Annotated in this window: 27 protein-coding genes and 1 pseudogene; 15 read left to right on the forward strand and 13 right to left on the reverse strand. The window is 63.8% G+C overall.

Annotated features, from left to right (window positions below):
* Window positions 1–331 precede the first annotated feature (331 nt).
* The 9 genes from PAF18_RS13960 to PAF18_RS14000 all read left to right on the forward strand — a co-directional run bounded on the left by PAF18_RS13960 (window position 332) and on the right by PAF18_RS14000 (window position 7,353).
* A complete protein-coding gene (locus PAF18_RS13960) occupies window positions 332–634 on the forward strand; it encodes a hypothetical protein (RefSeq protein ID WP_271116304.1) in 303 nt (100 codons plus the stop codon).
* Window positions 631–840 carry a hypothetical protein gene (locus PAF18_RS13965; protein ID WP_271116305.1) on the forward strand — a complete coding sequence of 70 codons (210 nt, stop codon included), beginning with the start codon at window positions 631–633 and terminating at the stop codon, window positions 838–840. Before PAF18_RS13960 ends, PAF18_RS13965 begins: the two co-directional genes overlap by 4 nt.
* Window positions 837–1,055: a hypothetical protein gene (locus PAF18_RS13970; protein WP_271116306.1), complete on the forward strand. Its 219-nt coding sequence runs from the start codon at window positions 837–839 to the stop codon at window positions 1,053–1,055. Before PAF18_RS13965 ends, PAF18_RS13970 begins: the two co-directional genes overlap by 4 nt.
* A complete protein-coding gene (locus PAF18_RS13975; RefSeq protein ID WP_271116307.1) occupies window positions 1,052–1,393 on the forward strand; it encodes a hypothetical protein in 342 nt (113 codons plus the stop codon). The genes PAF18_RS13970 and PAF18_RS13975 overlap by 4 nt, the downstream gene beginning before the upstream one ends.
* A 232-nt stretch (window positions 1,394–1,625) precedes the next feature.
* Window positions 1,626–1,943 carry a hypothetical protein gene (locus tag PAF18_RS13980; RefSeq protein WP_271118146.1) on the forward strand — a complete coding sequence of 106 codons (318 nt, stop codon included), beginning with the start codon at window positions 1,626–1,628 and terminating at the stop codon, window positions 1,941–1,943.
* 421 nt (window positions 1,944–2,364) lie between these two features.
* A complete protein-coding gene (locus PAF18_RS13985) occupies window positions 2,365–2,718 on the forward strand; it encodes a single-stranded DNA-binding protein (protein ID WP_271116308.1) in 354 nt (117 codons plus the stop codon).
* Between the two features lie 346 nt (window positions 2,719–3,064).
* Window positions 3,065–3,631: a plasmid mobilization relaxosome protein MobC gene (gene mobC, locus PAF18_RS13990; protein ID WP_271116309.1), complete on the forward strand. Its 567-nt coding sequence runs from the start codon at window positions 3,065–3,067 to the stop codon at window positions 3,629–3,631.
* Window positions 3,618–5,444 (forward strand): relaxase/mobilization nuclease domain-containing protein, encoded by a 1,827-nt coding sequence (locus tag PAF18_RS13995; protein WP_271116310.1) that lies wholly within the window; start codon window positions 3,618–3,620, stop codon window positions 5,442–5,444. The genes mobC and PAF18_RS13995 overlap by 14 nt, the downstream gene beginning before the upstream one ends.
* Window positions 5,437–7,353, forward strand: a complete 1,917-nt coding sequence (locus tag PAF18_RS14000; protein ID WP_271118147.1) for a type IV secretory system conjugative DNA transfer family protein — start codon at window positions 5,437–5,439, stop codon at window positions 7,351–7,353. Before PAF18_RS13995 ends, PAF18_RS14000 begins: the two co-directional genes overlap by 8 nt.
* Window positions 7,354–7,389: 36 nt before the next feature.
* Here PAF18_RS14000 and PAF18_RS14005 read toward each other — a convergent pair whose 3' ends face one another.
* Window positions 7,390–8,217, reverse strand: a complete 828-nt coding sequence (locus PAF18_RS14005) for a hypothetical protein (protein ID WP_271116311.1) — start codon at window positions 8,215–8,217, stop codon at window positions 7,390–7,392.
* A 201-nt stretch (window positions 8,218–8,418) separates the two neighbouring features.
* Here PAF18_RS14005 and PAF18_RS14010 point away from each other — a divergent pair, with 201 nt between their 5' ends.
* Window positions 8,419–8,787 (forward strand): hypothetical protein, encoded by a 369-nt coding sequence (locus PAF18_RS14010; protein WP_271116312.1) that lies wholly within the window; start codon window positions 8,419–8,421, stop codon window positions 8,785–8,787.
* Window positions 8,788–8,993: 206 nt separating this feature from the next.
* Here PAF18_RS14010 and PAF18_RS14015 read toward each other — a convergent pair.
* Window positions 8,994–9,447: pseudogene (locus PAF18_RS14015) on the reverse strand (Arm DNA-binding domain-containing protein); the annotation flags it as partial.
* A 702-nt stretch (window positions 9,448–10,149) separates the two neighbouring features.
* Here PAF18_RS14015 and PAF18_RS14020 point away from each other — a divergent pair.
* The 4 genes from PAF18_RS14020 to PAF18_RS14035 all read left to right on the forward strand — a co-directional run bounded on the left by PAF18_RS14020 (window position 10,150) and on the right by PAF18_RS14035 (window position 13,477).
* The gene (locus PAF18_RS14020; protein ID WP_271116313.1) at window positions 10,150–11,598 is read left to right on the forward strand and encodes a multicopper oxidase family protein; all 1,449 of its coding nucleotides are present in this window, start codon (window positions 10,150–10,152) and stop codon (window positions 11,596–11,598) included.
* A gap of 13 nt (window positions 11,599–11,611) precedes the next feature.
* Window positions 11,612–12,226, forward strand: a complete 615-nt coding sequence (locus tag PAF18_RS14025; RefSeq protein ID WP_010400333.1) for a DsbA family protein — start codon at window positions 11,612–11,614, stop codon at window positions 12,224–12,226.
* A 93-nt stretch (window positions 12,227–12,319) separates the two neighbouring features.
* The gene (locus PAF18_RS14030; RefSeq protein ID WP_010400332.1) at window positions 12,320–12,772 is read left to right on the forward strand and encodes a DUF305 domain-containing protein; all 453 of its coding nucleotides are present in this window, start codon (window positions 12,320–12,322) and stop codon (window positions 12,770–12,772) included.
* 54 nt (window positions 12,773–12,826) lie between these two features.
* Window positions 12,827–13,477: a L,D-transpeptidase gene (locus PAF18_RS14035; protein WP_271116314.1), complete on the forward strand. Its 651-nt coding sequence runs from the start codon at window positions 12,827–12,829 to the stop codon at window positions 13,475–13,477.
* 27 nt (window positions 13,478–13,504) lie between these two features.
* On the opposite strand, the gene PAF18_RS14040 is transcribed toward PAF18_RS14035, so the two are convergent.
* From PAF18_RS14040 to PAF18_RS14060, 5 genes are all read right to left on the reverse strand, one after another.
* Window positions 13,505–13,777: a hypothetical protein gene (locus PAF18_RS14040; RefSeq protein WP_260278242.1), complete on the reverse strand. Its 273-nt coding sequence runs from the start codon at window positions 13,775–13,777 to the stop codon at window positions 13,505–13,507.
* 40 nt (window positions 13,778–13,817) lie between these two features.
* Entirely contained in the window at window positions 13,818–14,273 is a 456-nt protein-coding gene (locus tag PAF18_RS14045; RefSeq protein WP_271116315.1) for a c-type cytochrome, read from the reverse strand.
* A gap of 3 nt (window positions 14,274–14,276) precedes the next feature.
* Window positions 14,277–14,756 carry a DUF411 domain-containing protein gene (locus PAF18_RS14050; protein ID WP_271116316.1) on the reverse strand — a complete coding sequence of 160 codons (480 nt, stop codon included), beginning with the start codon at window positions 14,754–14,756 and terminating at the stop codon, window positions 14,277–14,279.
* Window positions 14,757–14,850: 94 nt separating this feature from the next.
* Entirely contained in the window at window positions 14,851–15,174 is a 324-nt protein-coding gene (locus tag PAF18_RS14055; RefSeq protein WP_136650133.1) for a hypothetical protein, read from the reverse strand.
* On the reverse strand, window positions 15,174–15,455 hold the full coding sequence (locus PAF18_RS14060) for a metal-sensitive transcriptional regulator (RefSeq protein ID WP_010400326.1): 282 nt from the start codon (window positions 15,453–15,455) through the stop codon (window positions 15,174–15,176). Before PAF18_RS14060 ends, PAF18_RS14055 begins: the two co-directional genes overlap by 1 nt.
* Before the next feature lie 100 nt (window positions 15,456–15,555).
* Here PAF18_RS14060 and PAF18_RS14065 point away from each other — a divergent pair, with 100 nt between their 5' ends.
* Window positions 15,556–17,919 carry a heavy metal translocating P-type ATPase gene (locus tag PAF18_RS14065; protein ID WP_271114198.1) on the forward strand — a complete coding sequence of 788 codons (2,364 nt, stop codon included), beginning with the start codon at window positions 15,556–15,558 and terminating at the stop codon, window positions 17,917–17,919.
* 634 nt (window positions 17,920–18,553) lie between these two features.
* On the opposite strand, the gene PAF18_RS14070 is transcribed toward PAF18_RS14065, so the two are convergent.
* The 6 genes from PAF18_RS14070 to PAF18_RS14095 are packed head-to-tail and all read right to left on the reverse strand — an operon-like array spanning window position 18,554 to window position 23,420.
* Complete coding sequence (locus PAF18_RS14070) at window positions 18,554–19,552, reverse strand: TrbL/VirB6 family protein (protein WP_271116317.1); 999 nt, start codon at window positions 19,550–19,552, stop codon at window positions 18,554–18,556.
* An 8-nt stretch (window positions 19,553–19,560) separates the two neighbouring features.
* Window positions 19,561–19,725 (reverse strand): DUF4177 domain-containing protein, encoded by a 165-nt coding sequence (locus tag PAF18_RS14075; RefSeq protein WP_223191507.1) that lies wholly within the window; start codon window positions 19,723–19,725, stop codon window positions 19,561–19,563.
* Entirely contained in the window at window positions 19,718–20,731 is a 1,014-nt protein-coding gene (locus PAF18_RS14080; RefSeq protein ID WP_271116318.1) for an ATPase, T2SS/T4P/T4SS family, read from the reverse strand. The genes PAF18_RS14075 and PAF18_RS14080 overlap by 8 nt, the downstream gene beginning before the upstream one ends.
* A gap of 3 nt (window positions 20,732–20,734) precedes the next feature.
* On the reverse strand, window positions 20,735–22,066 hold the full coding sequence (locus tag PAF18_RS14085) for a TrbI/VirB10 family protein (RefSeq protein ID WP_271116319.1): 1,332 nt from the start codon (window positions 22,064–22,066) through the stop codon (window positions 20,735–20,737).
* On the reverse strand, window positions 22,059–22,760 hold the full coding sequence (locus PAF18_RS14090; protein ID WP_271116320.1) for a TrbG/VirB9 family P-type conjugative transfer protein: 702 nt from the start codon (window positions 22,758–22,760) through the stop codon (window positions 22,059–22,061). Before PAF18_RS14090 ends, PAF18_RS14085 begins: the two co-directional genes overlap by 8 nt.
* 6 nt (window positions 22,761–22,766) lie before the next feature.
* A complete protein-coding gene (locus PAF18_RS14095) occupies window positions 22,767–23,420 on the reverse strand; it encodes a VirB8 family type IV secretion system protein (RefSeq protein ID WP_271116321.1) in 654 nt (217 codons plus the stop codon).

Consider the following 23,420-nt stretch of genomic DNA (forward strand, 5'->3'; position numbering starts at 1 on the left):
CCCGGGTTCGGAAAGTAAAAAGACAAGCGCCGCGTGCCGCGTCGTCTTCGCCGGGGACCCCGTGTCCTCGGCCTCTGCTTTTGCGGCCAAAATCCTTATTCAGCCTGTTCCAGCCTGAAACGTTTTTGACCTTTGGGGCCTGCGGGCCGCGCAATGTCCCCGTCTGCGATCCTTTGACTGTCCGCCCCCGGGCCGTGGGTCGGGCTTCGCTCCCACCCACTCTGTTCCGCCGGAAACATGCGTTTCCGGTCAGATCAGATTGGCCGCGGCGCAGCCCATAGGCGGAGAGAGGGGCACGGGGCCCCGCCCGCGAGAGAGAAGGAGGCCACAGATGGCTTGCAGATATCAGCCCCCGAAGTTCTGGACCTGCGATTGTGATCGCACCACCGGCGGACACATCATCGCAGGGCATTATTCGGCATGCGTCTATTGCGGCAAGACCCTCGCGAGCTTGAAAGAGATCGTCGTGCCGTCTGGCCTGGGCGGTGTCTTCACCGTGGAGATCCTCGAGGTGGGCGACGCACGCGCCAAGGTGCAGGTGGTGGGCAGTGCGAACGGCTATAACCAGCTGCCCCCGTTTGACGTGGCGCTGAAGGACATCGCGCCGCGCTGGAAGCGGGAGGCGACGGTATGAGCCTGCAGCCCGATTATCACAGCGACGACTTCGCCACCGCCCGGCTCGACGCCATGGTCACCCTGCGCGACGCCGCGCGGGAGGCCCGGGCCGCGCTCTATGCGGCCCTCAATCGGCTGGAGCTCAAAGACCTCGACGGCGAGGAAGGCCCGTTCATCGACGATTGCCTCGTGGCCATCGCCATGCTCGAGGAGGCGCTCAAGTGACCTTGCAAGAGATCAAGGCAGCCGTGGACGCGGGACACCGCGTTCACTGGGCCAACCCGGGCTATCGCGTCACCCGCGACCAGCTTGGGCAATATCTGATCCTCTACACCCGCACCGGTGATGCCATCGGGCTGACGGACCAGACCGGCACACTGCTCAATGGCGCGCCGGATGAATTCTTTATCGGCGAGACGGCAGAGGAGGCCGCGCAATGACCAAGGTTCAGATCACGCAAGACCTGCGCCGCGAAGACGGCACCGGCTGGCAGGTGGGCGAGGTAGACGGCTGGCAGGTCGCACGGGAATTCGTGCGACCGCTGGACAGCTTCGATCCGGAGACCGGCAGCTTTGCCTATGCCCTCGGCCCGGCGATCCCCGGGCCATGGTGCTACAATGTCACAGGCTTCACCACGCGGCCCGATTGGCCGGAGCATCCCCAGTATGACGGCAATTGCGGACATGTCGCGCGTAGCGATGGCAGCACGCAGCCTGTGCGCCTCTTTGGCCGCACGCTCTTCGTGACGCCCCATGGCACGGAGAGCTGGACCCACTGAGCACTGCCGCGCTGCCGGAGCCCCCGGCGGCGCTGCATTCAAAATTTCCGGTCGGCGCGCGGGAGGCCCCCGCTTGCCGACCGGAACGGCGCAAGGCGCCGGATTGCGCGATGGGTGTCCAAAGGAATGGCCGACATCTACATGTTGTGCCGTGCTCGATAGGGTGCATAACATGGTTGACCTTGATCCCCTTTTGTTCCAGTCTGGGGCTATCAACAAAGGAGCTGCCCCTATGTCTGATGCCGCTGAACTTCAGCACGCCCCGACGCCGCTGCCGCCGACGCAAAAGCAAATCCTCTATGCGCGCCAGCTGTCCCTGCAGGCCAACGCCGTGCTGCCCTGGCAGGCGCAGCAGGATCGCCGGGCTTTGTCGCGCTGGATCGATGAGCAGAAGGCCGTGGCGCGTAATTCGGATGCTGCCCGCCGGCCGACCTCCAAGCAGGTCGCCTTTGCCGAGCGTCTGGCCGCCATGAAGCGCACCCATGTGCCGGATGAATGTTTCCAGGATCGCCAACTGATGAGCCGGTGGATCGACAGCCAAACCCACTGACACTGTCTGTCTCAGATCGAGCGCCGCCGCCTGGACCTCGATCGCTGCCTCGGCCCGGACTGCTCTGCCCAGTTCGGGCCGCTTTTTGCGGGTGAGCGTCTCCTCGGGGTCTGTGATCATGCCGCGGTGAGCAGCGCGCCGTTCGTCGCCACGATCCTTGAGCTGGACCAACGGAGCTGAGCTGCCCCCGGGCCGATCCGGAATTCCCTCGGTCTCGCGCTCCATGCCTTGCCTCTCCTGTTCGCGTGGGTCTCACAACGCAACCTTTGGCGCGGGCCGGGCTTAGCGAGCGGACGCGGGGCGCCCTTCAACCACAAAACCGGTTTCCACGAGGTGGACCCTCCGATTTTGCAGTTGATCGCGGCCCGTCCCGGCCGCGGGCGTTTGTCATCGAACCACGCAATGAACAGGAGATGAGATCATGCGGAGCTTCAGCGAATTCCAGATCATCGGCCGGGTTGGCAAACTCAAAGAGGTTGGCCCGACCCTTCGGATCAGCCTCGCCTCGGAATACGGTCGCAAGGACGACCGCGGCGAGTTCCAGCAGAACACCTTCTGGAACGAAGTCACGCTCTTCAACGAGGCGACCATCACCTGGGCCAAGGCCAATATCCGCCCCGGCGATATCGTCCACGCCCGCGGCACGATCCGCCAGAGCCAGTGGGAGGCCCAGGACGGCTCGACCGTCTACGGCGTCACCCTCGCTGCCGAGCAGATCGACGACTTCAGCCATGATGAACGGCGCCGGGCTGAGGCAGCCGTCATCGAAGACTGATCCTGGTGGCGGGCCTTCGGGCCCAAACACCGCTTGCAAATCGCATAACGCGCTGCCGATCGTTCGGTGGCGCGTTGTCATGTTTGGCTGCGCGGCTTGGCCAAAACACGCCGGCCCGCAGCCCTTCCAAGCCCGGGATCGCCCCGGTGCTTGAAGACCCGCCGGGGTGCATCCTGCCCCCGGCGGAGGAGGCAGCCTGAGGGCTGCCACACGGAATACGAGGCATTTGATGCAAAGCTATAGCATTGCGTCAATCGTTATGATCCGTCATAACGACCCTGCCTCGTATGAGAGTGGCAAGAAATAGGGATGATTACTTCACATGGCCGCCCGCCCCGCCAAATCGATGATCCGGCTCACAGGAGAGCAGCGCTTCGCCATCGTGCGCAAGCGCTCGGAGGGCGTGGCGGTGGCCGATCTGGCGCGGGCGTATGGCGTCACGGAGCGGACGATCTACTACACGCTGCAGGGCGATCAGAACCGCAAGGTCGATGGCAGGGTGCGCACCGAGTTGGTCAATGTGCGGCTGACCGAGAGGGAGTTGCGGGACTTCGATGCGCTGCTGTCCCGGCGTCAGATCGCCAGCCGGGCGGAGGCGCTGCGGCGGCTGATCCATGCGGCGAGCGATCTCTTCGTGCCCGATGATGATCTGGCCTCGGAAATGCGCGGGCTGTCGGCGGCGCTCAACCGCGCAGGCAACAACGTGAACCAGATCGCGCAGCGCCTGAACGAGGCCAAGCAGCGCGGCAAGGTGGCGCCCTATGGTGAGGGCGCCCATTCCCAAGTGCGCGCCATTGGAGCGCTTGTCTTCGACATTGCCGACCAGGTGCAGGAGATGGCTGAGCGTCGGCGCAAGGCGCTCTCGGGCGAGGTCGCGCGCGTATTGCAGGGAGTGGGCGATGGCGCGGAATAACGCGATAGCCGCGCATCGCGACGCCTTCTTCGATCGTGACTGGAGCCGGATCAGCGGCAGCGCACCGCGGGGTCGGCAGAAGCAGATGGTGCGCGCCGCCATGGGGCATACGCCAGCCATCTTCAAAGCCATCCGCTCGGGTGGCACCCATTCCCGTGCGCAGCTCAGCAACCAACTGGGCTACCTCACCTCGAAATCCTCCCTGATCATCGACAGCCGTGGCACCTATGACGGGCAGGCCCGGCTGAGCAACAAAGAGGTCGAACAGGTCACCCGCCGCTTTGCGGCGCAATGGGATGAGCGGTTCAACCCCAAGCTTGGCCATACCTCGCATCTCTTGATGGCCTATCCCATCGGCACGCGCGGGGAAGATGTGGGTGAGATCACCCGCGAGATCTGCGAGCGGTTCTTCCAAGGGGACGGCAGCCACTTCGACTATATCGCCGCCGTGCATGAAGACCGTGATCACCCCCATGCGCATATCGTGCTGAACCGGCGGAGCAAGGATGGCGAGCTGTTCTTTCTCAAGGAAGGCCATCACTTCAACTACGACGCCTTCCGCGAGGCGATGGTGGAGGTCGGCGACCGCTACGGGCTGCGGCTCGAGGCCACCCGCCGGGTCGAGCGTGGCCACACAGCGAAACCGCCCGCGGACGCCGAAATCCGCCGCGCGATGGAAACCGGCCAGGAGCTCTGCGAGCGCCAGCGGGTGGGCCCGGAGCTGGACCGGACCTTGGCCGAGATCGCGGGCCATTCCCGGGCCTATCGTGGGCTCGCGGCCGAGGCCTCCAAGCAGAACTACGAGGACATCGCTCGCGCCCTGGAGAAGGCCGCGATGGCCTTGGACCGGGGGCAGCCCCTCACAGCAGATGGAAAGGTATACGGCATGGCAGAGGACCAGCCCTCATTCGACGCGGTCGTGGAGGCCTTCCATGACAAGATCGCCCAGGCCGAGCGTGTAGTGGCCGAAGCCCCCGCGGAGCGGCGCGTGGAACTGGAATATGAGCTGAACGAGATCTACCGCGACATCTCCCATCTGAGCCCGCTCGGGACACAGTCCCACACGCTGCTCGAAGAACCGTCGAGCAGCGGTGTCTATTCCGCGGCGAATATCGACTTTGAGGTCGTGGACCGACTTGGCACCGATGCGTTGGCCGACCGGATCGAGCGTGCGCTCGAGGGCACCGGCATCTCAGCCGAGGACGTGGTCGCCCGCGTGGAGCTTGGCGCGGAGAACGCCGCGCTCGAGCGGCAATGGCTGGCCCGCGACCTGCGCGCCATTGCCGAGACCGAAGGACTCGATCTGACCCGGGCCGATGAGCTGGAGCAGGCCATCGACCGGCTGGATACCGTGCATGGAGAATTGGGTCGCGCCCTGGCAGAGGCCGAGGTGCTGCGCGACAGTGGCGAACGCGACATGCTCGATGACACCGACCGCGCGGCGCGGGACGCAGATTTGGCCGGCCTGCCGCCAACCGCGGCCGAGGTGCTCGGCCGCCTGCGGGATGACCCGGCCAGCGATCCGTTCCGCGATGAGGCCGAGCGCCTGGCCTTCCGCGGCGAGATCGACGCGCGGATCGGGGATGAGCGCGCCATCGATCTGGCCACCGGCGATGAGGATGCGCTGGAGGAGGTGCTCGAGGACCGGCTGGACCGGCTCTACATGGCAAAAGCCTATCTGCAGAGCGATGCGGCGCTGGCCCAGAGTGCGGCCATGGAACATGTGTTGGACGAGATCGCCAATGAAGAGATCGACGTGCAGCGTGAGCGCCATGGCGACACCGATGGCGAAGGGGGACCGCGTCATGGGTAAGGGACGGATAGTCATCGGCGTGCTGAGCTTTGCCCTGCTTGGCGCGGCCTTGGGCTATGCGCTGGCTTCGGCCTTCCTCGCCTTCCATTGGTATGGCATGGGCGCCGAGATCGACTTCCTGGTGATTGCCCGCAGCTACGCTGAGCTGCGCACCGCCCATCCCGGCGACATGACCATCGTGCATCTGATCATCGGGACCAGCACTGGGGCCGGGCTGCTACTGAGCGCGATCCTGATGAACGATATGCTCACACGGTTTGGCGAGACCCACTGGCAGACGCGCAGTGAGCTCAAGCGCAACGGCTTCATGGGCGAGCCCGGTCAGGGCTTCATCCTCGGCAAGACAGGGCCGCCAAAGCGCTCAGTGCCGTTCTTGCTCTCCACCGTATTCCCGCATGCCCTGATCGTGGCGCCCACGGGACGCGGCAAGACCACGGGCTTCGTGATCCCGAACCTGTTGACCTATCAGGGCAGCACCGTGGTGCTCGACGTCAAAGGTGAGAACTTCGAGGCCACGGCGCGGCACCGCGCCGCGCAGGGCGACGCGGTCTTCCGCTTTGCGCCCACCGATTGGAAGGATGGCCGTTCGCACCGCTACAACCCGCTTCTGCGCATCGCCTCGCTGGAGAATGTCGACCGTCAGCAGATGGAGCTGCAGCTTCTGGCCTCGCTCTTTCTGCAGGCCGACAGTGACCGCGTGCAGGGCCTGCTGGATGGCGGCATCGATCTCTTCGTCGCCGCGGGTCTCTTGGCCTTCGAGCGCAAGCGGCCCACCTTGGGCGAGATCTACCGCATCACCGCCTCGGGCGGCGACAAGCAGAAGGAATATCGCCGCCGCGCCGATGAGGTGCAGAACCCCGCTGCCCAGCTGATCTTCATGCGCATGGCCTCGACCAACAACGATACGCTGACCTCGTACCTATCGCTCTTGATGACCTCCGGCCTCAAGCAATGGGCCAACCCGGCCATTGACCGCGCCACGGCCACGTCAGACTTCGACTTCCGCGATATCCGCCGCACGCCCTTCAGCGTCTATCTCGTGGTCGAGCCGCTGATGGTAAAACCGCTGGCGCCGCTGATCCGGCTCTTCTTCTCCGACCTGTTGGCGTCTCTGCAGGACCATGAACCAGGCGAGGACGAGCCCTGGCCGGTCATGATCATGCTCGACGAGTTCAACCGCCTGGGCAAAATGCCCATCGTGCTCGACAGTATCGAAACCCTGCGCTCCTACCGTGCCAATCTCGCCATCGTCACCCAGACCATTCCCGCCCTCGACGAGATCTACGGTGAAAACGCCCGCCGCGCCCTACAGGGCAATGCCGGGATCAAACTCTACCTCACCCCCTCTGATGAGAAGACCATCGAAGAACTGAGCAAGGCCGTCGGCAAGACCACGAAACGCGTGGTCACACGCTCCCGCGCGATCGGCCGCAATCCCTTCGCCGGGCGCAGCATGTCCGAACGCACCGAAGAAACTGCGCTGCTGCCTGAGGATGAGGCCCGCCGCATGGCGCTCGACGACATTGTCATGGTGGTCGATGCTCAGATGCCCGTGCGCGCCAAGCGGATCAAGTACTATGAGGACAGCTTCTTCAAGGCGATCTATGATCAGCAGAGCGGCCCACTGCCATACCCGTCTGCCAGCGATCAGGTGCGCGGGCTGGAGGGGCAGATCAAGGCACTGGAGGCAAAGGTGGGGGCGTTGGAGTTGCCCGGAGCGGAGCCCAACGCGCCGGCGAAGAAAAAGGCAAAGGCGGGCGGCAGGCGCCGCGCGGAGGTTGAAGCCATGAAAGACAACAGAGGCAAGAAGGCATCGAGGTCTGAGCCGAGGCCAGCGCCCAACGCTGAGGCCTACCAGAAAGGCACGCGCCAACTTGATCAGTTCCTGAATGAGGCGGCAGCCGGTTGAGGGCGGTCGCGAGGCAATCTGCTACAGCGAAGCGGGTCAGCGCATAAGGCTGGCAATGACCTTGCTCGCCTTCGGGTGATCGATGGTTTCCAGCACAGCAATGACCGGCTCACACCATTTCGGACTTTGACGTGCGAGCTGACCAAGCCGGATGACAACATCCTCGTTGGCGACGAAGCTGAGCGCGTCAAGGAGAGTTCGGCTTGGGCGCACACGGATCTCGTAGAGCAACACGTCGCGCGCATCTTCTTCTCCCGCCTCCGCAAGGGCGACTGCAGCTGCCCGGCGGACCTCGCGCACAGGGTCTGTCAAATAGGGGTAGATGTCATCGAGCGAGACATCCGAGGCCACAGCCAAACTCAAGGCCGCACAGCGCACATCTGCTTGTGCGCTGCTCAGCCCGGCCTCCACAATGGATTTGGGAAGAGTAACTCTACTGGCGGCTGCTGCCCGAACAAGGAATGGCTCGAAGCAGGGTAGAATCTGCCCCATGCGCAGGATTGCCTCCACCAAGTTCCGATCAGCCGTGGTGATCGCCATGGTGAGGACGAGCTCTTGCTCTACCGTGGGCCTCTCGCCCCCAAAGCCAAGAAACCGACCCCAGAGTTTGAGGGCTGCCTCTTGCCAGCCCAAGGGGCGCCGCTTGATCAGCTCGGCGCCAAGACCCGAGACGGACGCCACCGACGCTTTGGGAAGCTCCGCCAGCAAGGCCTCGTCGCTCATCTCTTCTGGCCGCATAGGGGATGATGTGACGGGCGCGGCGCCGCGCGCATAATCGGCGCAATCCTCCAGATGGGCGGGAGACGGCGCCGGGGCAAAAAGGTCGAGCTGGACAGGGTCCGAGGATGACGTGGGCTTGCGCATGTGATGTCTCAAAGAAGGGTAGGCCAAAGTTTACAATGGTTTGAGCAGCATGTCATGTCGGCCCAGGGTCCGGAGTCGCCAGAGGAATCGGAAGGCTCTGCTGCGCCCTATCGATAATACATCTTGCTACCTATGATATATTATTGAAAATTGATCGCGTGCAGCCAGGGCAGCAGTGCTGCAAACAGCGGGAGCAAGACCATGGCTTGGGAAAGTACAGATCTGGATATCGCGACTGAGGCCCGGTTTCGGGCGCTAGCTAAGAGCGGCTATCGCATTGAAGTCCTTTGTCTTGAGGCCGCAAAAAAGAAAGGCCCCACGTACTACGGTTTATGGGTCATGCGCGCGGTATCCGAGGAGGGAGATCAGAAGCGCCTTGTAACAGCACGCACGCGCAAAACGAACAATGACATCAAAATCCGGGAGTTCAAGACGGCTGCTGGTGTGATATCTTTCCTCGCCGGGCTTGGCCTAGATTGCGCAAAGATTCCCCTCCACGAGGGCAAACATGCGCGGCACAAGCTTGAACCTGCCGCCGGTGTCAGCGCCGCCGACGATCTAACGGGGTGACCGGTCGGAGGTTTGCGTCGCGACGTTCCTTCGCCGCCCCAACCGCGTCGCGACCGGCCCAGAGCGGACTTTTGCGCTCGGTTCGGCGCTACATTGCAGCAATCACCAGACCTGCCATTGCATGCTTGGCGCGGCATTTTACGTTGGCCCGTTGACGGCAAGCGGCAACCACTTACTTCCGACCACGATTGTTGATCCCCCAGTGGCAGGAACCGCTCGCGCTGGTTCTCGATCCGGCGGCGTAATCCCGATGCCGAATTGTCCTCACGCCAGCCCAGCTTTGCGCATAGGTGAACATCTTTCGGAGCACCTCGCCGACCCGGTTGGCGCACACCGGCGTTGATTTCGATCCCTTGAGCTTGCGGGCGCGTCCCTCCCGTCTTCCTTCACGCCCAGCGGGTCGCCACCGGCATCGATGTTGCGGCGCAGCTCCTTTGCCCGTTCCCGCGTCGCCGCCGTCGACCATTCCGGCCAGCGCCCCAGCGTCATCCGCCGTTGCCGCCCGGCATGGCGGTAATCCAGCGTGAAGGCCCGATTGCCCGAGCGGTAGATGCAGATGGCAAAGCCCCGCACCTCGCTGTCGAAGATCTGATAGTCCCGGCCCGGTTCCGGCGCGGCCTCCCGCACCGATTTCTCGTTCAACCTCAATCGCTTCACCATGCCCAGTGCCTCCGACTTGCATCCCACATGAGGCTCAGCCTCGCGCGCATGGCAAGTCATACATCGCCGGTCAGACCGGCGGGGAGGCGGAAGGTGGCAGAACCTCGGGGGAGGGCTGCCGGTCAATGGCTCTGAAGGGAGAAACCTACACCCTCTGTTGATTAAACCGTGAATTGCAACGAGAGCCTGTCCTGCGTATTGTCAAGCTAGTTTCATCGGTTCCAACTCAACCACATGATGTGCCGCGCGATATGTTCTGTGCTTGTTGTTCTGCTCGTGTTGGCGGGCACGACGGAGCATGGGCAAAGTGCTGGCCCAGCCGGACTGCCGACCGATCACGTTGTCGCTTCGATCAGCCATCCCGGCGATACAACCGGGCATGAGCACGGTTATTCAGGAGAGCCTTCTCGGCACGATATGACCGATGCCTGTGCGATTGTATGTGTCGGCACACCTACGCCCTGGCTTGCTGCCGCGCAACTTGCGCCTGTTGAGACCGAGCATTCGCTGAAATGGCACTCTATAGCAGTGACACGTGAGGGCCGTCTGGTCGGCCCCGGATACCGCCCTCCGAAATCCATCTGAACACTTGCTTGCCGCACCTTTCAAGGTGCCGAACATGGTTCGCCCTACGGGATCTGATGGATTATTCATATGACTTGCACACTGAATCGCCGCGGCTTTCTGACCGCATCCGCTGCCATGGCCGCAGCTTTTGTCATCCCGCGCGCGGGCTTTGCGCAGCCAGCCGCGCTGGCATTGCAGGCAACGACGCGCACGCTTGACATCGATGGCCGCGCCGCCACTGTTTTCGGGCTGATCAACGGCAACGGAACGCCCGGGCTGATTCTGGACCCCGGCCAGCGTTTCCTGCTGGACCTGACCAATGATCTGACCGAGCCGACGATCATTCATTGGCATGGACAGATCCCGCCGAACGCGCAGGACGGCGTTCCCGATATGCCGATGCCGCTGCTGAAGCCAGGAGAGACGCGTGCCTATGATTTTGAGGCCGCAGCAGGCACGCACTGGATGCACAGCCATGTGCCCATTCAGGAGATGCAGTTGCTGGCCGCACCCCTGATCGTCCGCCGCCCTGAGGATCTGCGAGTTGATCGGCAAGAGGTCACCATGTTCCTTCACGACTTTTCGTTCCGCTCGCCGGAAGAGGTGCTGGAAGAAATCCGCTCGGGAAAGGGGCATGACGAGGCCGCCGAAGCCGAAATGTCGCAACCAGCCGATCCCCATGCCGGTCACGACATGGGTGGCGGCATGCCCATGAACGGGATGTCGGAAATGGGTGGCATGACCATGGCCGGTATGAGCGGGATGCAGATGGACCTGAACGACTTCGATTTCGATGCCTATCTGGCGAATGACCGCACCCTGAGCGACCCAGAGGTCGTGCAGGTCGAGAAGGGCGGCCGTATCCTGCTGCGGGTCATCAACGGGGCTGCGGCCACGGTATTCTGGCTCGACAGCGGCGAGGTTCCGGGTCGGCTTGTTGCGGTGGATGGCCAGCCGGTGCAGCCCTTGCCAGGAACGCGCTTTGGTCTGGCCATGGGGCAGCGCCTGGATATCGAGCTTGACCTGCCCACCGGAGGCGGCGCATGGCCGATCCTTGCTCTGCGCGAAGGCGCGCAGGAGCGCACCGGCCTTATCCTTGCGACCGCTGGCGCCAAGGTGCCGGTCATGCTTGGAATGGCAGACGAGGCCGCACCTGCATTCGATATCGACCTTGCACAGGAAGCCGCCTTGCGGGCCGTTGCTCCGCTGACGGAACGAGTTGCCGATGCATCACCCATGGTGATGCTGGGCGGGCAGATGCAGCCCTATCGCTGGACCATCAACGACCGCGTGTTCGAGGATCGGATTCCGGTTACGGCCAAAACAGGCCAGCGGGTCGAGATCATGTGCCACAACATGTCGATGATGGGCCATCCCATGCATCTGCATGGCCATCATTTCCAAGTTGTCGCGATCAATGGCAGACGGTTTTCCGGTGCATTGCGCGACACGGTCTATGTGCCGCCCATGTCGATGGTCACGGTGGCGCTGGATGCGGGCGAGGCGGCGGAATGGATGCTGCATTGTCACCACATGCCGCATCTTGCCAGCGGCATGATGACGACGTTCGCGGTCTCGGCGTGACGGGAGTGACATGATGTTTCAGCGACGCATGATCCTGACCCTGGCCCTTACCGCCCCGGCGATGGCCATCGCACCGCGCCTATCTTGGGCTGGTCATTCGCTTCCACCCGAATTCCGCAGGCAGCTTGAACATGACGCGAATGCGCCGATCTTCGGCAATCCTGACGGCGATGCGACTCTGATCGAGTTCTTCGACTATAACTGCCAGTTCTGCCGTGCGATGATGCCAGTGGTGGATGCCGTGTTAGGAGCCGATCCCGGCTTGCGGATGGTGATGCGGGAATGGCCGGTCTTTGGCGAGGGTTCGGTTTTCGCGGCCCGCGCGGCGCTGGCGTCGCGCAAGCAGGGCCGCTACGCCGACTTTCATCGCGCCTTGATGAGTCAGAAACCCCGGGCCGAAAGGGCCAGCGTCCTGCGTGTTGCGCGATCCATGGGTTTAGACACTCAGCAGTTGCAGCGCGATATGGGCGGCCCGGAGATTGCCCAACATATCCAGCAGTCCAATGCGCTGGCCGAGGCGATGGGGCTTGTCGGCACACCCACCTTCATCGCCGGATCGGATTCGCGCTTTGGCGCCATTTCATCAACGGAACTGGCCGAACTGGTTGCGGCCTCGCGTGGCAATTGAAGCATTTCACGAAAGGACAACGCTATGGATAATTCTGATCGACACAATAGCCACGGAAGCCAGAGCGGCGGAAGCTATGGCCGTTTTGCGGCGATGATCGCTACCTCGACGGTGATCATGTTCGGGCTGATGTATCTGAACACCTGGGCGATGGATCATGTCTTTTTCAGCCAGACCCGGATGTGGATGGCGCTTTACATGGGCGGCGCCATGGCGCTGATCATGCTGGCCTTCATGCTTGGGATGTATCGCAACCAGCGCGCCAATATGACCGTCGCAGGCCTTTCAATTCTGGCATTTGCCCTCGGCCTGTTTCTGGTTCGCAGTCAGGCAACGGTCGACGACACCGCCTGGATGAAGGCGATGATTCCGCATCACTCGATTGCGATCCTGACATCCACCCGCGCGGATATCTCGGATCCTCGCGTGCGGGCGCTGGCGGACAGCATCATCGAGGCCCAGACGCTGGAAATCGCCGAGATGAAGGCGCTGATCGCCGATCTGGAAGGCGGACCTGCGGCGACGCCAGAGGTAGATGGGCGCTGAACTCGCTGCATTTACCACATTCTCTCAAGTTAGAAATAAATGAGGAGCAATCACATGCTGACACGCAGACATTTCATTCGGACGACAACCGCCCTGTTCTCGGCTGCCGCTGCCAATCCGTTAATGGCATCGACCTGGCCCGACGCGACGCAGAAGGCCGCCTGGGATGCCGAGGTGGAAGCCGGTGGCCCCAATCCCTGGGGTCTGCATCCGCGCTTCCTGCCGCAGCGGATCGTCGCGAATGATGGTCTGGTGCCGGGCGATATTCATGTCGATGCCGTGGCAAGATACCTTTACCACATCGAAGAGGGTGGCACGGCGATGCGCTACGGCGTCGCTATCGGCCGGGGCGATCTGTATGAGCCGGGCACCTATACGATCAAGCGCAAGGCCGAATGGCCGCATTGGACCCCGACGCGCAACATGATCGAGCGCGAACCCGAGATCTATGCGCAATATGAGGACGGCATGGAACCCGGCCCTCGGAACGCTCTGGGTTCGCGTGCGCTGTATCTCTATCTCGGCGACCGCGATACCTATCTGCGCATTCACGGCACGCCGTTTCCAACCTCGATCGGCAGCCGCGCCAGTTCCGGCTGCGTCCGCATGGTCATGGCCCACATCAACGAACTGTATCCGCGGGTCCAGATCGGCGCGACCGCATATCTCTATTCGCCGGAAGGCAGCGTGTCGGCCGTCAGCTAGTCGCGTGCCTTCCGGTAATGCCTGGCGTCAGGACGCGCGCACGTTGCAGATCTGGTTGCCATTCGCGGCGCGCAGCGGCACCAGCGTCGTTTCGACCGGCCCGGCGTGATAATACCAGTAGCAATCGTCCGCCGGGTCCAGCCGTGCCGTCGTCAGGTCCTGATTGGGGCCGGCGACGGCGACGACTTCGTCCGGGATCGGATAGGGGGACGCGGCCTCGGCTGCGACGTCGGGCGCCTGAGCCGCGCATCCGGCGAGGACCAGAAGCGTCAAGGATATGGCGGCGGTTCTTTTCTGCATTGGAATAACTCCTTGGCTATGTTGGTGACACGCCGGGTTGTCAAGGCGCGCTGTTGCTGGTCATGCGGCTCTGGATTGCGCGCTCCCGTTCGGGCCAGGTCGATTTGATATAGTCCAGAACGGCGGCAATTTCGGCGTCACTCATGACATCGCCGAAACCGGGCATGTCGCTTTCATACCCATCGCCGACCACGGCGGCCGTGCCGTCGCGAATGATCCGTTCCAGCAGCGGGTCGGCGTGATGCCATGTGTGGCCGGTCTCGTCATGCGGGGGCGCCGGATAGCGGCCATTTTCCAGCGGGGTCTGCCAGTCCGGCTGGCCTTCCAGATCGGCGCCGTGGCAACTGGCGCAGTTTTCGGCGTAGAGCCGCTGGCCAAGCGCGATCACGGCCTGATCCTGCGCGGCTGTCTCAGTCGCCGCGCTGCCGCGCCAGAGGATCAGGATCGCAGCGGCCAGACCGACCGCTGCGATGAGGATGAGTGCGTTGCGCGTCATCTGCTACCCGTCCAGCGGAAAGGCGCGACCGTCACCGGCAATGCCGCCCCAGGCGATGACCTCGGCGGTGGCCTCGACCTCGCCGCCCATTCCCGGCGATCCGGCGGGCATCCCCGGCACGGCGATTCCGGTAATATCGGGGCGCTGTTCCAGAAGCTGCCTGATGGCCGCGAAGGGCACATGGCCCTCGACGATATAGCCGCCAATCCGGGTCGTGTGGCAGGACCACAGGTTTTCGGGCACAGCGGCGTCGCGCTTCATACCGACATAGTCGCTGGCCTCAGTGATCTCGACCTCGAACCCCGCCTCGATGGCCAGATCGGCCCAGGCGCCGCAGCAGCCGCAGCCGGGGTCCTTGGTGATGCTCAGCAGGTTCGGCTTTTCGTCCGAGCCGGTGGCGGCAAAGGCAAGGGTAGAGGTTGTCGACAGCATCGCCGCGACCGCCAGGATCGCCCCGCGACGCGAGAAATTGGGATTGCTCATTTCTGATGTCCTTCAGGATATTACGCGCCGTAGGGGCATTCGCCCCTCTCGTGGCGCAATTGATCAGCTTGCAGGCCCATCGGGCCAGGCGGCGTCAGAGAGCAACGGGTCGCGGAGGGGGCAGCGGCAAACGCGGCCTGGCGGATTTCATATCCTGCAACGCGGGAATGTGCCGGATGCGGCGTGGCAAACGGGCCGCGTTCGGCGTGACTTCGGCATGGCCGATGGCGGCACAGGCTGTGCAGTCGCCATGCTGAGAGTCCGGCTGTGGGGTACAGCATTCATGCGCGGCCGGCGGCACGGATGTTTCGGCTATCGAGGCCGTCTGCGACGCTTCCGCCGTTGCGGCGCCGGTCAGGGCCAGTGGCATCGTCACCGCCAGCATGACGGCAAGCAGTGCCGATAGCAGGAACCGCATCAGTCGCGTACCTTTTCCATCAGTTCGACGACCTCGCGGAACATCACCCGCTGACGGTCCTGATCGCCGGATTGGATCGCGTCTTCCATGCAGCTTCGCGCGTGATCCTCGATCAGCAAGCGTTCGACGCCGCGCAGGGCAGACCGGATGGCGGCGGTCTGGTTCAGGATGTCGACGCAATAGCGCCCATCCTGGACCATGCGCGAGACGCCCTGCACCTGACCGTTCAGGCGGGAAAGCCGCTTCAGGATCGCGTCTCGGTTCTGCTTGTCATGCGCCAAGGAGGGCTCCGAACTTCAACATCTGAGGCTTGTACTATACCCTCAAGGGGTATAGAGCAAGTCTGATATACCCCCTATAGGTATCTGCCGGGAGAGAGTCATGGACCACAAGCACGATCATTCGCATGGGCATCACGATCACGGGACACACGGTGGCGCACCGGCACAGGCTGATCCCGGTAAGGCCATCGACCCGGTTTGCGGGATGCAGGTGACGATCAAGCCCGAGGCCCGGCACCGCGACTATGAGGGACAGACGTTCTATTTCTGCTCGGACGGTTGCCAGTCGAAGTTCGACGGCGACCCGTGGTTCTACGCCTCGGGCGCGGCGGCCAAGGTCGAAAAATCCGCCCCGGCGGGCACGCAATGGACCTGCCCGATGCATCCCGAGATCGTCCGCGACGAACCCGGCGCCTGCCCAATCTGCGGCATGGCCTTGGAGCAGATGATTCCCTCGGATGAACCCAGCCATGAACTGACCGATTTCACCCGGCGGCTCTGGGTCAGCGTGGCCGCTGCGGTGCCGTTGTTGATCCTGACCATGGGCGAGATGGTGGGCATCCCGGTCCGTGACTGGATCGGGCACCGCACCGCCGTCTGGCTGGAATTCCTGTTAGCCACGCCCATCGTGCTCTGGGCGGCGCGGCCCTTCTTTCAGCGCGGGTTGGATTCCTTCAAAAACCGCTCACCGAACATGTGGACGCTGATCTCGCTGGGTGTCGGCGCGGCCTATCTCTATTCGCTCTTCGCCACCTTCCTGCCGGGCATCTTTCCCGAGGAATACCGAATGGGCGGCATGGTCGACACCTATTACGAGGCTGCGGTGGTCATCGTTGCCCTGGTCTTTGTCGGGCAGGTACTGGAACTCAGGGCGCGGGAACGCACCGGTGATGCGATCCGGGCACTGATGGATCTGGCGCCCAAGACGGCGCGGCGCATCCTGCCCGATGGCACGGAATATGACGCGCCGCTGGAAAACATCGCGGCCGGGGACCTCTTGCGCGTGCGGCCCGGCGATAGCGTGCCGGTCGATGGCGAGGTGGTCGAGGGGCGGTCCTCCGTCGACGAAAGCATGATCACCGGCGAGCCGGTGCCGGTCGAGAAGGTGCAGGGCGACCGCGTGACCGGCGGCACGATCAACAAGAACGGCACGCTGGCGATCCGCGCCACCGATGTCGGCGCCGATACGGTGCTGTCGCAGATCGTGCAGATGGTGGCCGGGGCGCGGCGGTCCAAGGCGCCGATTCAAGGGCTGGCCGACCGGGTGTCAGCGATCTTCGTGCCGACGGTGGTGGTGATCGCGGTGCTGGCCTTCATCGTCTGGCTGATCTTCGGCCCCAGCCCCTCATATGTCTTCGCCATCGCCTCGGCGGTCTCGGTGCTGATCATCGCCTGTCCCTGTGCGCTTGGGCTGGCGACGCCGATTTCCATCACCACGGCGGCGGGGCGCGGCGCGCAGGCGGGCGTGCTGGTGAAGAATGCCGAGGCGCTGGAGCTGATGGCCGAGGTCGATACGCTGATCGTTGACAAGACCGGCACGCTGACCGAAGGCAAGCCTGCACTGACCGATGTGACCAGCTTCGGTGACGTGCCCGAGGGCGAGTTGCTCGGTGCTGCGGCGGCGCTGGAACGGGCCTCGGAACACCCGCTGGCCGAAGCCATTGTCGAAGGCGCAAAAACGCGCGGGTTGAGCCTTGGTAATGGCGAGGAGTTCGAAGCTATCACCGGCAAGGGGGTGATCGGCAAGGTCGATGGCCGCGACGTGGCGCTTGGCAATAACGCGCTGATGACCTCGCTTGGGATCGACTGCGACACCGGCGAGGACACTGCCGACCGCCTGCGCGGCGAGGGCAAGACCGCCATGTTCGTGTCGCTGGATGGCAGGCTGGCCGGTCTGGTCGCCGTGGCCGACCCGATCAAGCCAACTGCCGAGGCGGCGATCCGCGAGTTGCACGATCTGGGCATCAAGGTGATCATGGCAACCGGCGACAACGAACGCACGGCGCAGGCGGTGGCGAGCAAGCTGGGCATCGACGAGGTCCGCGCCGGGATGCTGCCTGAGGGCAAGAAGGATCTGATCGACGGGCTGCGCGGCAAGGGGAACAAGGTCGCCATGGCGGGCGACGGGGTAAACGACGCGCCCGCGCTGGCTGCGGCGGATGTGGGCATCGCCATGGGCACTGGCGCCGATGTGGCGGTCGAAAGCGCCGGGCTGACCCTGCTGGGCGGCGACCTGACCGGCATCGTCCGCGCCCGCAAGCTGGCCGTGGCCACCATGCGCAATATCCGCCAGAACCTGTTCTTCGCCTTCGCCTATAACACGGCTGGCATCCCGGTTGCCGCCGGTCTGCTGTATCCGTTCTTCGGAATATTGCTGTCACCGATGATTGCCGCCGCCGCCATGTCGCTGTCCTCGGTCTCGGTCATCGCCAATGCGCTGAGGCTGAAACGGGTGAAGCTATAAGGTTGAGGAGGTGGCGTGTGGGTTTGAAATTTCGGTTTCAGCCCGATCAGGGTAGTCCAAAACAGATGACGCGGCTTTCCATCAGGGCGACTACATAAACGACAACCGTTGGAGATGTGAGTTTTCTTCTCAGCGGGCCCTCTCTTGCTGGCAACGCATGGGCCGCACTTTTGTTGTCAGACTTACGATGCTGGAAAAATCATCTACCTCAACGCCACCTCAACCCTTGGCTGCAGTTCTCGTGCAGGTTGTTCCGTCAGATGTCGCTCAATGCAGTTGAGCGTCGGCATGGAAATCGCAATAAATCAATCGATTGTCCCGTAACATACTGAAATTACGGGGTGCCCGAATTTCGCCTCTGATCTGCTCATAACCTGAAGGTCGTAGGTGCAAATCCCGCCCGACCAGTAGCTCGTGCCGGTCTCTCGTGATCTTGCCCCTGAATGTCGGCTTATTACAGATTGTTGCCAATGCTGCGCCGCACTGCCGCAAGTCGGCTCTCCGCCCATCACGTCAAATGCTGCGCGTGCAAAGTGCCCGCGGAATTTTCAACTGAAGCGTAGTGGCCTTCAGCGCCCGAGCAACAGCCGCGGTGTATTTCAAAGCTCAGCGGCCACATCGATCACCGACTCTCTCACCCCAACCTCTTCGCCCGCTCTGCAATCCTCTGCGCGGCGCCCACAGCCGCCCCACCGGCCTGTCGAATGCCCGCTCCGGCGATCTCGCCTGTGCTCTGCGTCCCGAACCTTGCCCGGGCGCGAGACCCTTTGGTTCCAACCAGCCCTTTGGTAAACCCGCCGACCCCCGGCATGCTTGGCGGGGCGGCCATCATGAAGTTCCCGGAGATACCGCGCACGATGAGGGGCGTGGCGAGGATCATGCCGCCGGCGAGGAACATCATCATGAAGAAGGGCACGAGCGCGCCGATATTGCTGGCGCCATCGGGATCGCCGAGCTCGGCGAGCAGCGATTGCGACATGCCGACGACTGTGGAGAAGACGCCTGCGATCACCAGCGGATAAAGCGCGTAGGAGACGGTCGAAGACAGCCAGCGCAGGAAATAATCCTTGGTTACGTCAAAGAGCGAGAGGGCAATCATGATGGGGGCTATGCCGATCATGACGGCGAGCATGATCTTGGCAAAGATCAGCACGAGGCCGCAAAGCGCGCCGATGACGCCCAAAAGAAACGCCCCGATCGCACCGATGATGGCGCCAGCCATCCAATGCATATTGTCACCGGCGGCATTGAGGTAATTGCCGAACTCTTCGATCAGATCATCGAAGGCGGCGGCAAAATAGGCCGACCCCGCGCCACCGCCGCCCAAGCCTGCCACCATGCCTCCGGCAAGCTGGTCGAGCCCGTTCGTGATGGCGCTGGCGATCGCATTGAACTGCACCCAGTTGAGCGCAAAGAGCGTGATCAGCAGGAGCTTGACCGCGAACCAGAAGGCGGTGCGCCCGTCGACGGAGCGCACCTGCAAGGCCATGTTCACAAAAAGGCCAATGACGGCGAGGGTGGAGCCCACGGCGATGATCCCGCCAAGCTGGCTGGCCACATTGCCGAAAGTGGTCTCGGCGGCCCCGTCGAGATAGCCGTCGGTGGTCTCGACCATCCAGGTGACAACGCCCATCCCGCGCCTCAGGCGATGCGGCGCTTCAGAAACGCAGTCAAGATATGCTCGCCGTCAAAATCGGGCGTGACGGCAACCAGCTCCCATCCATCGCGGGCAAGCGCGTTCAGCACATCGGCATGGGCCCGTTTGGCGCGGGCGGTGTTCAGCTCCACAGTGCGGTATTCAAACATCGGCGGTCTCCTTGGTGTCGGCGCGCGGCTCTTGATGGGCCTCAGCGCCCGGCAGGTAAAACTCGGTGATCCCCCGCGCGCCGTCATGGCGGCCGGCCTGGATAATCACGTCGATCGAGCGGGTGATGTAATGGATCATGTCCTGGTAGGTCATGGGCACGTCGGTCTTGAGGGCGGCGATGGCGAGGCGCTGGATGGCCAGTTGCGGCGTCTCGGCATGGAGCGTGGTGAGCGAGCCGCCATGGCCGGTATTGATGGCCTCAAGGAAAGTCATGGCTTCCTTGCCGCGCACCTCGCCCAGAACGATGCGGTCGGGCCGCATGCGCAGGGTGGCGGTCAGGAGCTGATCGGCGCTGCGCTCGGGCGCGTCGCGATCGGCCATCAGCGTCACGGTGTTGGGCTGCGTGGGACGCAGCTCGGCGGCGTCTTCAATGGTGATGAGCCGCTCGGCTTTGGGCACGAAGGAGAGGATCTTGCGGGCGGTGACGGTCTTGCCGGTGGAGGTGCCGCCGGAGACGATCATGTTGAGCTTGTGATGGACGCAAAAGCCAATGGCGGCCTCGATATCGCCGGTGGCCACCACGGCGCGCAGCTCGGCATTGCGCGCGCGCCGCGTGGCCTCGGCGCTGCGCTCGGTGCCAAAGAGATAGGCAAGCTGGATCTGGTCCAGCGGCAGGTCTGCAAAGAAGCGCAGGGAAATCGCAAAGCCGCCCTCCACGGCGGGCGGTTGGATCACCTGCGCGCGGATCGGCCGGTCGCGATAGAGGATGCTGACCGAGACGATGGGTTTGGCGCGGCTGAGGGTGGTGTTGGCGGCGGAAGCAATCTGCGTGCCTAGATCCCGGGCCGCATCAGGGGTCAGCGGCGCGCCAAGCGCGCGCATAAAATGATCGCCCTGGAACTCGCCCCAGACCGTACCGTCGGGGTTGATGCAGAGCTCGATGAGGGTGGGGTCGCGCGCATCGGGCAGCTTGTCGAGCGAGGATTGGAGATAGCTGGCGGCCATGGGTCAAAAGATCTCCAGATCGCGGTCGACCATCACGGTGACGCGCGCGCCCTGGTCGACATGGATGACCGGGCCAAGCGCGAGATACTCGCCGATCACGCCTTGAGTGGTGTCTTGCAGGCTCTCGGCCGTGCCTTCGAGCGCGTCTGCCGTGGTCTCATCCTCGGTCGATCCGGCTGCGGCCGTCGGCAGCCCGCCGATGAGCGAGATGAGAGCGGCGGAGCCAAAGCGCGTGGCGAAGCGGCTGTCGACAAAGCCGGTTGTGCCGGAGCGGCCAAGCTCATCGCCCCCGAAGGCGCTGATCTCGACGCTTTGGTTGTCGGGCAGAATGATCCGGTCCCAGGCGATGGTGATGCGCTGTTGCGCAATATCCACGCCGGATTGGTAGCGCCCGATGAGGCGCGCGCCGCGCGGGATCAGCACGCGGCTGCCATCGAAAGCATGGACATCTTCGGAAACAAGGGCTCGCACCGGCCCGGCGAGCTGGCTGTCGATGGCGGTTTCCAGCACGGCCTGGATCAAGGTGCCTTGAACCACGGTGTTGGCGGGGTTCACGATGGTCTGTGCCTGGGTCACTGTGGCCGGCTGCGCGCCGTTGCGCACGAACTCCGTCTCGCCATCCAAACGGCGCTGATCCGAGGGGCTTTCGTCGCCCACACTGCCTGCGGAGCCAAAGGCGATGATGGGGCTCGCGATCCGCGCCTCGAGGATGGCGCGCTCTTCCTGACGGCGGCGTTCGAGCTCTTGCAGGCGCTGCTCTTCCTCGGTGGGGCCGGTCGGCCCTGGCGTGACGGTGGGTGCCTCAAGGCGGGCAAGCTCCAGATCGGTCTGCAGGCGTTGGATTTGCCGCGCGCGGTCCTCGAGTTCAGCGCGGAGGGCGGCTTCGGACTCCGCCGCCTCGGAGCGCAGAGCGGCGATCTCGACATTCAGCGCCTCGAGCGCGGCGGTATCCATTGCCGGCGGGTCCGGCGGCGGCGCATCGCGCAGCGCGGTCAGTTCGGCGCGCATCGCGGCAAGCTCGGCGCGCAGGGCCTCGGTCTCGGCGCTCTCGTCGGTTGTCGCGGCGACGGGCGGCGCGGGGTCTGGCGGCGCCACAGGATCGAGTGCGCCAAACCCCGGGCCCGTATCTTGGAACTCCGCCGGCGCGGCTGTTTCCATGGGCTCAGGTTCTGAGCCGGTGGAAAACAGTGAAACGGCCACCAGCAACACAGTCGCCCCCGCGATCCCCGAAGCTACCAGCAACAAGACCGGACGCTTGCGGCTGCCGGAACCGCTCTCCGCTCCGCCACCCTCGAGCGCCTCGAGGCGTTTGCGCAGCTCGGCGGTCTCAGTCATCGGCGGCGCCCTCGCGCATATCCTGGACGCAGACCTCAAGATCGCCGAGACGCAGGACCCATCGGGGGCTGACACCGGAGACGCGGATCACGCCCTCTTCGGTGGCTTGCGCGTTGACGCTGCGCTCGCGGCCTGAGGACCAACGGAAGATCGCGGGTACGGGCGCGTTGGCGCCAAACCGGAAATACGTGAAGGTCCCATCATCCCAAATCTCCAGCGGGGTAATCTCGGAGCGAACGCTGACGCCATAAGCATGGTTCAAGGGGCCCCGGGCAACGGCGCGTGTCTCACCTCGCTCAGCCTCCGGATAGCGAAACCTGATCACATAGAAGGTCGGATCCGGGGCTTCGGTGACGTTGAAGTAATAGCTCCGGCGGTTGGTATAGACGGTGATATTGGTATGGGCGCCGCGCACCACAGGCTTGATGGCGAAAGCTTGGCCGCCGGGCACGCCGTCGAGCAGGAAGCCTTCGGTGTCGCCTGCGATGATCGAGCGGATGGTCTCACCGGGGCCGAACTCGATGCTGGTGACATGGGTCAGGCTGGTGCGGATCTGGTAGACCTCGCCATCGACAAAGGTGGCGAGTCGCACCCGGGCATCATGGGGCCCACGGCGGGGCTGGACCTCGGCGAGCGCCGTGCTGGCAAAGACCACGCTGACCGCGGCAAGGGTCACGCTGAGCCGGAATACCATGCGCCTCTACTCCTCAAGCCGATCCGAGCGGATCGCATATTCCGTGACGGTAAAGCCGAAGGGGTTTTGCCAGACCTCATCGATCGAGCGGCGCTCTTCGGGGCGGAAGGCAAACATCAGCGTGGCGGTGAAGAGCCCGGTCTGGCTGCCGCGCGGCGAGCTAAGGCGCTTGCGCAGCCGGACCTGGGCACGGTTGGCGCTGATAAGCGTGATCGAGAGGATCTCGACCTCGAGCCGTGCGTCCTCGCCATAGGTGTGTGGCGGATAGGCCTCGCTGCCACTGGTCCAGAGCGCGCGCAGGCTGGCAGCCGCGGCGCCATCCGATTGTGACAGCACATTTTGCACGCGCAGATCATTGTCGAGCTGGTTATAGGTCTCGCGGTCGGTGACATAGCGAAACACCTGCGCCTCGATGATGGCAGGGCGCTCGGCGAGCGACACGGCCTCGACAGCGGCATTGGGCAGCGCCATGCCGGTCTCGCTGTCGAAGGGCACGATCATAGGCGCGGGATCGACATCGAGGATGGCCACGAGAGCGGCCGCGAGGCAGCCAAGCCCGCCAAAGCCCAGGCCTGCAAGCCCGAGCTTTTGCCAGAAGAGCTCGCGTCGGCGGGCGCCATAGACCAGTTCTTCTTCAATGATCTCCAAACCATGGGCCAT

The organism is Paracoccus sediminicola (assembly GCF_027912835.1).
Classification (GTDB): domain Bacteria; phylum Pseudomonadota; class Alphaproteobacteria; order Rhodobacterales; family Rhodobacteraceae; genus Paracoccus; species Paracoccus sediminicola.